Genomic DNA, 11631 nt, shown 5'->3' with positions numbered 1-11631 from the left:
TCGCACGGGTGGCGATCCCTGGCCTCAAAGCGCAGCCCGGCCAGAGGCGGGGGGGGGGGGGGGGGGCCCCCCCCCCCCCCGCCTCTCCCTTTCCCTGTCTCCTGGTCCCCGCGCCCGCCCCCCTGGCGGGCGCGGCGGCCCACGCGCCGTGGCGGGCCCCCGACGGATACCGCCACGGGTACCCCGAGCGTGTGGTGGACCACGCGGAGGAGCGGATGGAGGCGCTGCGTCGATACGACCTCGCGAGGAACGGCACCGGGTGACCGACGCCGGGTGGACGCCGAGTGCCTAGGCTGGCTCCATGACCGATCCCGATCAGACCGAGACCCCCGCCGCCGAGGGCGTCGACATCAAGCCGCGCAGCCGCGACGTCACCGACGGGCTGGAGAAGACCGCCGCGCGCGGGATGCTCCGAGCGGTGGGGATGGGCGACGACGACTGGGTGAAGCCGCAGATCGGAGTGGCCTCGTCCTGGAACGAGATCACCCCGTGCAACCTGTCGCTCGACCGCCTGGCCAAGGTCGTCAAGGAGGGCGTCCACGCGGGCGGGGGATACCCGCTGGAGTTCGGGACGATCTCGGTCTCCGACGGCATCTCGATGGGCCACGAGGGGATGCACTTCTCGCTGGTGTCCCGCGAGGTGATCGCCGACAGCGTGGAGACCGTGATGAGCGCCGAGCGCCTGGACGGGTCCGTGCTCCTGGCGGGCTGCGACAAGTCGTTGCCCGGCATGCTCATGGCCGCCGCCCGCCTGGACCTGGCGAGCGTGTTCCTCTACGCCGGTTCGACGCTGCCCGGCTTCGCCAGGCTCTCCGACGGCACGGAGAAGCAGGTCACCATCATCGACGCGTTCGAGGCGGTCGGGGCGTGCGCCCGCGGTCTCATGAGCCGGGAGGACGTCGACACGATCGAGCGGGCCATCTGCCCGGGCGAGGGTGCGTGCGGCGGCATGTACACCGCCAACACCATGGCCAGCGCCGCGGAGGCGCTGGGGATGTCGCTGCCGGGGAGCGCGTCCCCGCCGGCCCCGGACCGCCGCCGCGACGACTACGCCGAGGCGAGTGGGGAGGCGGTGGTCGAGCTGCTGCGCCGCGGGATCACCGCCCGCGACATCATGACCAAGGAGGCGTTCGAGAACGCGATCGCGGTGGTCATGGCCTTCGGTGGGTCGACCAACGCGGTGCTGCACCTGCTGGCCATCGCCAGTGAGGCCGAGGTCGAGCTGAGCCTCGACGACTTCGCCCGCATCGGCGCCACGGTCCCGCACCTGGCCGACGTCAAGCCGTTCGGCGCCCACGTGATGACCGACGTGGACAGGATCGGCGGCGTCCCGGTGGTGATGCGGGCCCTCCTCGACGCGGGACTGCTGCACGGGGACTGCCTCACCGTGACCGGCCGGACCGTCGCGGAGAACCTCGCCGACATCGACCCCCCGGACCCGGACGGGCTGGTACTGCGCGCGATGGGCTCGCCGATCCACCCGACCGGCGGCATCACGATCCTCAGGGGGTCCCTCGCCCCGGAGGGTGCGGTGGTCAAGTCGGCCGGGTTCGACTCCGACGTCTTCGAGGGCACCGCCCGCGTCTTCGAGCGGGAGCGCTCCGCCATGGACGCGTTGGAGGACGGCACCATCACCGCCGGGGACGTGGTGGTGATCCGGTACGAGGGGCCCAAGGGCGGGCCGGGCATGCGGGAGATGCTCGCGATCACCGGTGCGATCAAGGGCGCGGGGCTGGGCAAGGACGTGCTGCTCATGACGGACGGCCGGTTCTCCGGTGGCACCACAGGCCTGTGTGTCGGCCACATCGCACCCGAGGCGGTGGACGGCGGCCCGATCGCCCTGGTCCGCGACGGCGACAGGATCCGGCTCGACGTCTCCACCGGGACCCTGGACCTCCTGGTCGACGAGTCCGAGCTGGAGTCTCGCCGCTCCGGCTGGGAGGCACTTCCGCCCCGCTACACCCGCGGGGTGCTGGCCAAGTACGCCAAGCTCGTGCAGTCGGCCTCCGAGGGAGCCATCTGCAGGTGAACCCCGGCGGGGCCCGGAGTCGGTGTGGTCAGCGACCCCGGGCCATGGACAGCATGCCGGACAGGGTGAGCCCGGCCTTGTTGCCCCCGTCGCACAGGATGTCCGTTCCGGTGAGGTAGCCGGGCTTCGCGCTCACGCAGAACGCGAGAAGCTCGGCGATCTCCTCCGGCGTGCCGAACCGCTTGAGGGCGGCGAACTCGACCATCCGCTCGGAACCGCTCTTCTTCTCCAACCGGCCCATCTCGGTGTCGAAGCTGCCGGGGGAGACGGAGAGGATGCGTGCGGACTTCCGGCCGAACTCGGCGGCCATGCGCTCCGAGTACCAGATCACGAACGCCTTGCTCAGCGAGTACGCGGTTCCCGGTCCGCCCGAGCCCGTCAGGTCGGACATCCGGGTGAGCGAGGAGGCCATGCGGTCCGGGTCGCCTGTGAGGGCGGAGCGGAACGCCCGGACGGGCATCAGCATCGACGGGAGGAGGTGACCCGCGATGGAGGACACGTTCACCAGGGCGGACCCCGGGACGGCGGCCGCGAGCGCCGCCTCGGTCACGTACACGGTTCCGAGGGCGTTGATCCGGATGATCTTCTCCGCGCGGCCCATCTGCGGGCTCACCCCGGCGGTGTGCACCACCGCCCGCAGGGCCCCGAGGGACCGTGCCCGCGAGAACACCGCGTCCACCGAGGACCGGTCCGTGATGTCACACACCGCCGTCGCCGCGTCGACCCCCCGGTCGGCAAGCCGGGCGGTGGCCTCGTCCAGCCGTCTCTCGTCGAGGTCGGCGAGCAGGACACGGTGGTCCCGCGCCAGGATCTCGGCGGTGGCCAGGCCCATCCCGCCGGCCCCTCCGGTGATGATCGCGATCGGTGCGGTGTCGCTCTGGGTCATGTGTGGGTCCTACTCCGAATCCGGGTCGGGTTGGTGAAGGCCGAACACGTTGCCCTCGGTATCGGTGAAGTATCCCTGCCACGCAGTTCCGGGCAGGGCGTGTCTTCGACGCGGCGCCGCATGATCGCGCCGTTGATGCCCGGCTGGTCCTCGGGGCGTGGTACCCGAAGTGGATCGGGCGGGACACGTCGGGCTCCTCGCATCGGAGGTCGGATCGACCGAGGATCTCCCCGCCCGGCGGATCAGTCGAGGACCGAGCCGTCGTCCATGTGGGACAGCGACCCGCCCACGGGCTTCTCGCCGGTCGCGAGGTAGACGACCCGGTTGGCGATGCTGACCGTGTGGTCGGCGAACCGCTCGTAGTAGCGGGCGAGGAGGGCCAGGTCCACCGCGGAGACGGAGCCGTGCGGCCAGTCCTCTGCGGAGATCTGCTTCATCAGCCCGGAGTGGAGATCGTCGACCGCGTCGTCCTCCGCATCCAGCGACAACGCGAGCTGGACGTCCCTGGTGGTGAGCAGCTCCTGGAGATGCGTGGCCATCGCCGCATCCCGCCGGGCGAGGTCGCGGATCACCGGGACGACGGGCTCGGGGACCACGGGGTTGGGGTGCCGCCGGCGGGCGACCCGGGCGATGTGTCCCGCGAGTGCGGCCATCCGGGTGAAGTGCTCGACGATGTAGATCCCCGAGACCACCTGGCGGAGATCGCCGGCCACCGGGGCCTGGAGGAGGAGCAGTTCGAACGCGTGCTGCTCGCTGAGGTCGCGGAGCTCCTGCAGCTCGGCCGCGCCGTCGATCACCTCGGTCGCGGCGACCTCGTCCCCCTCGAGGAGCGCCACGGTGGCTCGTGCAAGCAGTCGGGTGTTGGTCTCGCAGAACCGGACGAGCTGGTCCGAGAATTCGTCGAGCTTGGAGTGGAAGACGGTGCGCATGACCCGACAGTAGTGTCGCGCGGCCACGGCCGGGATTCCTTTTCCCGGTTGTTCACCTGCCCGTCGCCCCAAGGGGGTGGCACCGGGGGCCTGAATAGACAGAACGGTCTGTTCTTGCCTATCGTGGTGCCTCACCATGCCGTCCCGAAAGGACCATCAATGACCCTCTTCCTGTACGAGACCACCCCCTCGCAGGATCAGCAGTCCGATCCGACGGTCCTCGTCGACGCGATCGCCGCGGCCCTCACCGACGCCGGCGGCGAGGTCATCGAGACCCAGATCACCAAGGGCGCCGCCCGGGTGTTCACGATCATCGAACTGGCCGACGGCGCCGACGGGGCCTGCGCGACGGAGGCCCCCGAGTTGAGTGCGTCCGCGATCGGCGCCGCCGAGGTCACCGCGCCCGCGCAGGTCCGACTGGTGGGCACCGACCTCGAGACCATCAAGGCCGCCCGCCCCGAGGCCGGCTACCTGGTCGAGTGGGACATCCCCGCCGAGATCGACATGGACACCTACCTCACCCGCAAGAAGGAGAAGTCCCCGAAGTACGCCGAGATCCCCGAGGTCTCGTTCCTGCGCACCTACGTCCGTGAGGACACGGACAAATGCCTGTGCTTCTACAACGCCCCCGACACCGACGCGGTCGTCCGGGCGCGGGAGATCGTCTCCACCCCCATCTCGCGTCTGCACGAGCTGGCATGAGCAGGTCCACGGCCAGCACTCTCGCCGCGGACCTCGGGGTGCCGCGAGACCGGCTGGTGTCCGGTGACCTGGGCGACGTCGCCCCGGCGGACCTCATCGCGGTGATCGACGCGGTCGCCGCGCGGGCGTCCGCCCTCGACCGTGGAGACGCGGATCTGCGGGAGGACATCGCCGCGCTCGCAGGACTCGGGCTCTTCGACGTCGACCGCAACCCGGTCGCCGTCGCGGCCACGATCATCGAGGCCGTGGCGACCGAGAGCCTGGCCGTGGCCTTCGGGGCGTGGGCCCAACGCATGACCGCCGCCTACCTCCGGCACGCGGCCGATCGATCCGATGCGGCCGCCCGGAACTACCGCGCCGTCGCCGAGGGCGACCGGCCCGGCGTCACGGGCATGGCGGCAGCGCAGCGGCAGGCGGTCGGCCTGGGCCGCGTCCCGATCACCGCCACCCCGGTCGACGGTGGCTTCCGCATCGACGGACCCATCGCGTGGGCGTCCAACGTCTACCCGGACAGCACGATCGTCCTGGCCGCCAACACCGAGGATGGCCGGAGTCTCGTCCTGACCTTCGAGGCATCCGCACCGGGAGTCGAGATCCGGAACGCCCCGGACCTCCTCGCGCTCAACGCGACGGCCTCGACGATGATCGGGCTCGAGGGCGTGGTCGTCCCCGACGAGCAGGTGTTGGGGGAGGACCTGGGGGACTTCCTGTCGGGCGTGCGCCCGCAGTTCCTCATCCTGCAGGCCGCCTTCTGCTCGGGCGTGGCGGCACGGTCCGTGACGGAGGCGGCGGGGCGCCTCGAGGGCCTGGGCGCCTTCTACTCCGACGAACACTCCGCCCTCGCGGCCCGTCACCACCACATGCACTCCGAGCTCCACCGGCTCGCGTCGGGACCGGGGGAGGCGGCCCTGGCGGACCTGCTCCTGCTCCGACTGGACGGCGCCGAGATCGCCCCGGCCGCCACCCGGCTCGAGGCCATCCTCTGCGGCGGTATGGGCTACGCGCAGGGCGCCCCGGCCAATCGCCGCATGCGGGAGGCCGCGTTCCTCCCCGTGCAGTCGCCCTCGCAGTCCCAACTGCGGTGGGAACTCGACCGGCTCGGAATCGTCGCGTGACCGCCGGAGTCCTCGACCGGCCCGTGACCGTCAGCGTCTCGGGGCTGCGGCATCGGCTCCCCGGCGGCAGGACGCTGTTCGACGACCTCGAGCTCACCGTCCGCGCGGGCGAGTCGCTGGTCCTGCTCGGGCCGTCGGGCGTGGGGAAGTCGACTCTCCTCCGGTTGCTCGCGGGACTGGAGGAGCCGGACGACGGCCAGCTCAGCGTGGGGTCGCGGGACGGCGCCGTCGGGCGGCGGCACTCCCACGCCGTCGTCTTCCAGAAGCCGCTCCTCTACCCGTGGCTCTCCGTCCGCGAGAACGTCGCGCTGGGTGGGAAGTTCCGCGCCCTCCGCGGGCGGGTCGACACGACCCACGTGGACGAGCTGCTCGCACACTTCGGCATCGCCGATCTCGCCGACGCCCGGCCGGACCAGATCTCCGGCGGGCAGGCGCAGCGTGTGGCCGTGGTCCGCGCCGCCGCGACTCGGCCGGAGATATTGCTGCTCGACGAGCCGTTCAGCGCCCTCGACCCGGTCACCCGGGCGGAGTCGCAGCGGTGGCTGGTCGGCGTCACCGCCGACCTCGGCGTCACCACGGTGATGGTCACGCACGACGTCGACGAGGCCCTCGTCGTCGGCTCGCGGATCGCCCTCCTCGGCTCCACGGGCCGGGTGCAGGACCAGTGGGTCAACCCGTCCCACGGCTCCACGGACCCCGAGCCGGAGCTGCGCGCGAGCATCCTCGCCGCCTACCGGGTCGCCTGACGCCCGCGCCGTGACAGAGGAATCCGCGACCCGGGGTCACACCCTCGACCGCCGCTCGCTCCTGCGCGCCGGCGGCGCCCTCGCCGTGGGAGCCGGCGCCCTGGGCGGGGCCGCGACGCTCGGTTCGCTCGTGACCGCGGCGACCGCCTCGCGCGGGACGGCCACCGACGAGCTCAGGATCGGGTACCTGCCCATCACGGACGCCGCGCCGCTGCTCGTGGCCCACGGCGACGGCTTCTACGCGCAACGGCAGCTGACCGTGGGGCGGCCGGTGCTGTTCCGCTCGTGGTCCTCGCTCATGGAGGCGTTCCTCACGCGTCAGGTCGACCTCATCCACCTGCTCATGCCGTCGGCCATCCAGCTGAGGCACGTGATCGGCGCGGACGTCCGGGTGGTGGGCTGGAACCACACCGGTGGCGGTGCGATCACCGTCGCCCCCCACATCTCGGAGGTCGGCCAGCTCGCCGGCACCCAGGTGGCGATCCCCGGTTGGTGGTCGATCCACAACATCCTCCTGCAGCGGGTGCTGCGGGCGAACGGTCTCACCCCCGTCGCCCGCAGGTCGCCGAGCCGGACCGACGGGACCGTGGAACTCGTGGTCATGGGCCCGTCGGACATGACCCCCGCGCTGGCAACCGGCTCGATCTCGGCGTTCACCGTCGCGGATCCCTTCAACGCCGGGGCCGTGGCGCGGGGCGTCGGTCGGCTGCACATGCTGCTCGACCAGGTGTGGCGCGATCACGCGTGCTGCGTGACCGTGGTGCACCAGGACTTGATCGACAACCGGCCCGACACGGTCCAGGCCCTGGTGGACGCCGCGGTGGCCGCGCAGCTCGGCATCCGCGCCGACCGCCCGGCCGCCGCCGCGATCCTGTCCGGCGGGGGCTACCTGCCGCAACCGCCCAAGGCCGTCGAGGTGGCCATGACCGGCACCGTCCCGGATCCGCAGGGCGGCCCGGACCGGCCACGGATCGACTTCCACCCGTACCCGTTCCCGAGTTTCACCTCCGAACTGGTCCGACAGATGCGGCTGACGGTCGTCGACGGCGAGACCCGCTTCCTCGACGGGCTGGACCCGTCCCGGGTCCACGCCGACCTCGTGGACGACAGGTTCGTCCGCGCGGCCATCACCCGGCACGGTGGCCCGGCCGCCCTGGGCCTGCCCGCCTCACTCACCCGACACGAACGGTTGGTCTAGATGACGCGCACGCACCCGAGCCCCGAGACCGGTGCGGACCCGACGGCCGAGCACGGCGCCGGCGTGGATCGCCCGGGCGCCGGACCGCGGAGCACGCGGCGTGGCCCGGGCGGATCCGCCGCGGGGCCCCTCGCCCGCTGGGGTGCCGGGCTGGTCGGGCTGCTCCTCGGCGTGGCGGTCTGGACTCTGCTCACCTCGGGGCTGATCACCGACGACCCGGTGGTCGGCGGGATGTCGCCCGCCGAGACGTGGTCCGGGTTCGGGGCCCTCCTCGACCGGGGTGTGCTGCTCACCGATGCCGCGGTGAGTCTGTACCGGCTGGTGGCCGGGCTCGCGCTGGCCGCGCTCCTCGGCGTCCCGCTGGGGCTCTGGCTGGGGCTGCGGCGCCGGGCGGAGGCGGTGGCGGGGCCTCTGGTGCAGTTTCTCAGGATGATCTCGCCGCTCTCCTGGGCCCCCGTCGCGGTGGCCGTGTTCGGGATCGGCAACGAGCCCGTGATCTTCCTGGTGGCCGCCGCCGCGGTGTGGCCGATCATGCTCTCGACCTCGGCCGGGGTCCACGCGATGGACCCCGGTTACCTCGACGTGGCGCGCACGATGGGAGCCAGCGGAGGGGAACGACTGACCCGGGTGGTGATCCCGGCGGTCCGGCCGGCCATCCTCGGGGGTATCCGGCTCGCGCTGGGGACGGCGTGGATCGTGCTCGTTCCCGCCGAGATGCTCGGGGTCCGTTCGGGTCTGGGGTATCAGATCCTCAACGCGCGTGACCAGCTCGCCTACGACCAGGTGATGGCGGTGATCCTCGTGATCGGCGTCCTGGGCTTCGCGCTCGACTCGCTCTCCCGGCTCGTCCTCCGCGGCGGCGCCGCCCGGTGAGGCCGGGCACCCGCCCCACGTCCGGCCGGTGTCACACCCGCCGGAGCTCCGAACGGAGGTGGTGGGTCATCGGCCGGCCCACGGCGGCCAGGGCGAAGGTCGTGACGAGCCGGTCCCCGGCGAGCTCGTAGCGCCGGCGGGTGGACACGACGTGTTTGGCCGTGGCGCTGTTGAGCACGCGCGACTCCATCTGGAGCACCACGACGTGGCCCTCGACCGTCACGGTGCCCTCGCACAGCTCGGTCTGGCCCATCGGCTGGGCCAGGACGAACTCGGCGGTGCCGGGAGCAGGGAGCCGCAGGTACCCGGTCTCGGTGTGCATGGGCGCACCGGTGGGTCCCCAGCTGCGCTGCAGGTAGTGCAGGAACGGCTTGCCGACGTCGGTGAAGACCACCTCGTCGGTGTAGGAGAAGTCCTCGATGGTGGGGTAGGAGCCGGCGGCGTCGCCGCGCCAGGTGCCGAGCAGGCCGGCGACGGGCAGGAGTCCGGGTGCGATGTCCATGCCCCCGAGACTAGAGCCCCGCCCCGGGGTCAGGCGGCATCGCCGTCCCAGACGGGCTCACCGGGAGAGTCCAGGCGCAGGCCCCGGCTGGGGGAGTGCGCGGAGACCTCCCCGGTGTGCATGAGGTGTCCCACCTCCAGCCCGTGGACGGCCACGGACACGTCGGCCACGATCCGGCGGTGGCAGCGCCACCACACGGCCTCGGAACACAGGACGGCGGTGCGGCGCCCCCGCGCGTCGCGGAGCACCCGGTCCAGCGCCATGCGGAATGCGGGGGTGCGGGTCCACGCGCTGTAGGCGCGGAACGCCTCGACCCGCCACCACGTGTCGGGGGAGTCGCGTCGTTGGTCGGCGGTGAGGGTCCGGCGGCCGCCGAGGTCCTCCTCCCAGCGGTAGTCGATGCCGACGTCGCGGGCGAGATCCGGGATCGCTCCCCTGGCCGCGGCGGAGTTGGCGCTGCTTCCGGGGAACCGACGGATGTCCACCAGGAGTTCGACCCCGGCGCCGCCGAGGAGCGCGCCGAGCGCCCCCCGCCCGAGGCGACCGTGGCCCACCGTGAACAGCACTAGCTCTCCGGGCGCTCGGCCCCGACGCCCTCCGGGGTGGCGTCCGCCGCGGGGGGGGCCGACGCGCCCCGCCGGCGCGGGATGACGTGGGCGATCGCCACCACGACCGCGCCCGCGAACAGGCCGAACAGCAGCGAGCACACGGTGTTGACCAGCCAGCCCAGCACGGCGCCGACGCCCGCCACCGCGGCGGCGGGGTCCTCCAGCACGTGGACGAGGTGATACGGGGCGGTCGCGCCGAGTTCGTCCAGGCCCACCAGCAGGATGTGCCCGCCGACCCACAGCATCGCGAGCATCCCGACGAAGGAGATCACCTCGAGCACCGTCGGCATCGCCCTGACCAGGCCCCGACCGAACCGCTGCGCCCCGGGGGAGTCCTTGCCCGCCAGGTGGAGACCGACGTCGTCCATCTTGACGATCACCGCGACCACGCCGTAGACGAGCACCGTGATGACCAGCCCCACCACCACGAGGATCGCCGCGCGCGACCAGAACGGCTGGTCCGCCACCTCGTTGAGCGCGATCATCATGATCTCGGCGCTGAGGATGAAATCCGTGGTCACCGCCCCGCGGACCATCCGCTTCTCCGCGTCCGGCCCCTCCTCCATGACGGGGGCGGCCTCCTCGTGGTGGCCCGAGACGCGCTCCCACACCTTCTCCGCGCCCTCGAAGCACAGGTAGAGCCCGCCGAGCATGAGGATCGGGGTGAGGATCCACGGCACGAACTGGCTGAGCAGGAGGGCAAAGACGATGATGATCGCCTTGTTCCCCAGCGACCCCTGGGCGATCCGGCGGATGATGGGCAGCTCCCGCGACGGGTCCACGTCGCGGACGTACTGGGGGGTCACCGCCGTGTCGTCGACCACCACGCCGGCGGCCTTGACGCTCGCGCGGCCGGAGGCGGCCGCGATGTCGTCTGTGCTGGCGGCGGCCATCTTGGCGAGTACCGCGATGTCGTCGAGCAGGGCGGCGAGACCAGCGGCCATGGGCACCTCATCTGGGGCGGGGGAGTCCGGGGTGGTCGGGGAGAGGGGGGGGGGGCCGGGGGCGCGGGGGCCCCTCGGGGGGGGGGGGGGGGGGGGGTCCCCGCGGAGGGGACGCCCCGACCCGCGGCGGGTCGGATTTTCTCAGCGTAGCGCCGTCTAGCGGTCGATCGCGTCGAGGACCCACCGCAGGGTCGAGACACCGGTCCGCCCGAGCTGCCGGGCGAGTGGCCCGGAGCCGAACGGCCCGTCGCGCAGTGCGAGCATCTCCCGCGCCCACGGCGGCAGCGCCGCGACCGCACCCTCTCGGAGCAGCGAGTACGCGGGACGGTCGGTCCACCCCACGGGCGGTGAGTCCAGCAGGAAGCGCCGGGCGTCGAGGGCGGCCGGCGATGCCTCGAGTTCGGGCCGGAACCGCTCGAGGGCGGAGTCGAGCTCCGCGACGGTGAGGGGGACGTCCCTGGCGCCCAGCATGAGACCGGTCCGCGACGCCTGCCGCACGTACTCGTCCCGCTGGGCGGGCGACAGCCGGGTGCGACCGTAGAGACGGTGGCACTCGAGGAAGCTCCACACCTCGGCGACGTGCACCCACTGCAGGAGGTGGGGGTCCCGGGCGTCGTAGGGGCGGCCGCGGTAGTCGGTCCCCACCACCGCACGGTGCGCGTTGTTGATGCCCCGGATGAGCTCCGAGGCGTCGGTGATCGTCCCGAAGGTGGTGACGGCGATGAACTGCGAGGTCCGCTGGAGCCGGCCCCACGGGTCGCCGCGGTAGTCGCTGTGGTCGGCCACGCCGGCCATCGCCAGCGGGTGGAGGGACTGCAGGAGCAGGGCGGTGAGGCCGGCGGCGAACATCGAGGCGTCGCCGTTGACCGTCTGGATCGCGTCCCCGGGGGCGTTCCACCGCTCCCCCTCGGAGTGCCAGATCTGCTGCCGACGCGCGGCCGCGTCGTCGCCGGCGATGCGCGCCCGCACCGCCAGGCCCGCCCGGCGCCGGGCTCCGGTCAGGGCGCGGGAGGCCGTCGTCGTCATCGTCGTCGTCATCGCCGTCGTCAGCTCGGGGGACATGTGCGGACACCACCTCGGGGGTCGGTCGTGTGCGCCA

The 11631-nt window shown here is 72.7% G+C and carries 12 protein-coding genes; 6 read left to right on the top strand and 6 right to left on the bottom strand.

Annotated elements, in window-relative coordinates; translation table 11 throughout:
- Positions 1-301 precede the first annotated feature (301 nt).
- Entirely contained in the window at positions 302-2029 is a 1728-nt protein-coding gene (gene ilvD / locus Q0444_RS04070) for a dihydroxy-acid dehydratase (protein WP_299021612.1), read from the top strand.
- 28 nt (positions 2030-2057) lie between these two features.
- Here ilvD and Q0444_RS04065 read toward each other — a convergent pair whose 3' ends face one another.
- Positions 2058-2915, bottom strand: a complete 858-nt coding sequence (locus Q0444_RS04065; protein WP_291085567.1) for an SDR family NAD(P)-dependent oxidoreductase — start codon at positions 2913-2915, stop codon at positions 2058-2060.
- A 242-nt stretch (positions 2916-3157) separates the two neighbouring features.
- Positions 3158-3844, bottom strand: coding sequence for a PhoU domain-containing protein (locus tag Q0444_RS04060; RefSeq protein ID WP_291085563.1), 687 nt, complete (start codon positions 3842-3844; stop codon positions 3158-3160).
- A gap of 159 nt (positions 3845-4003) precedes the next feature.
- Here Q0444_RS04060 and Q0444_RS04055 point away from each other — a divergent pair, with 159 nt between their 5' ends.
- The 5 genes from Q0444_RS04055 to Q0444_RS04035 are packed head-to-tail and all read left to right on the top strand — an operon-like array spanning position 4004 to position 8478.
- A complete protein-coding gene (locus Q0444_RS04055) occupies positions 4004-4546 on the top strand; it encodes a DUF4242 domain-containing protein (protein WP_291085560.1) in 543 nt (180 codons plus the stop codon).
- Entirely contained in the window at positions 4543-5661 is a 1119-nt protein-coding gene (locus Q0444_RS04050) for an acyl-CoA dehydrogenase family protein (RefSeq protein WP_291085558.1), read from the top strand. The genes Q0444_RS04055 and Q0444_RS04050 overlap by 4 nt, the downstream gene beginning before the upstream one ends.
- A complete protein-coding gene (locus Q0444_RS04045) occupies positions 5658-6407 on the top strand; it encodes an ABC transporter ATP-binding protein (RefSeq protein ID WP_291085555.1) in 750 nt (249 codons plus the stop codon). The genes Q0444_RS04050 and Q0444_RS04045 overlap by 4 nt, the downstream gene beginning before the upstream one ends.
- A 10-nt stretch (positions 6408-6417) precedes the next feature.
- Complete coding sequence (locus Q0444_RS04040; RefSeq protein ID WP_299021608.1) at positions 6418-7605, top strand: ABC transporter substrate-binding protein; 1188 nt, start codon at positions 6418-6420, stop codon at positions 7603-7605.
- A complete protein-coding gene (locus tag Q0444_RS04035) occupies positions 7606-8478 on the top strand; it encodes an ABC transporter permease (RefSeq protein WP_367179741.1) in 873 nt (290 codons plus the stop codon).
- A gap of 31 nt (positions 8479-8509) precedes the next feature.
- Here Q0444_RS04035 and Q0444_RS04030 read toward each other — a convergent pair whose 3' ends face one another.
- The 4 genes from Q0444_RS04030 to Q0444_RS04015 all read right to left on the bottom strand — a co-directional run bounded on the left by Q0444_RS04030 (position 8510) and on the right by Q0444_RS04015 (position 11594).
- On the bottom strand, positions 8510-8980 hold the full coding sequence (locus Q0444_RS04030; RefSeq protein ID WP_299021606.1) for an FABP family protein: 471 nt from the start codon (positions 8978-8980) through the stop codon (positions 8510-8512).
- A gap of 29 nt (positions 8981-9009) precedes the next feature.
- Positions 9010-9546, bottom strand: a complete 537-nt coding sequence (locus Q0444_RS04025) for a DUF488 family protein (RefSeq protein WP_299021604.1) — start codon at positions 9544-9546, stop codon at positions 9010-9012.
- The gene (locus Q0444_RS04020; protein WP_299021602.1) at positions 9546-10532 is read right to left on the bottom strand and encodes a DUF808 domain-containing protein; all 987 of its coding nucleotides are present in this window, start codon (positions 10530-10532) and stop codon (positions 9546-9548) included. The genes Q0444_RS04025 and Q0444_RS04020 overlap by 1 nt, the downstream gene beginning before the upstream one ends.
- Positions 10533-10688: 156 nt before the next feature.
- The gene (locus Q0444_RS04015; protein WP_291085881.1) at positions 10689-11594 is read right to left on the bottom strand and encodes an oxygenase MpaB family protein; all 906 of its coding nucleotides are present in this window, start codon (positions 11592-11594) and stop codon (positions 10689-10691) included.
- Positions 11595-11631 lie beyond the last annotated feature (37 nt).

Origin of the sequence: uncultured Dietzia sp. (assembly GCF_937873725.1) — a bacterium.
GTDB lineage: Bacteria > Actinomycetota > Actinomycetes > Mycobacteriales > Mycobacteriaceae > Dietzia.
Note: the sequence above shows the minus strand (reverse complement) of the source record. Positions and strands in the feature narration are given on the sequence as shown.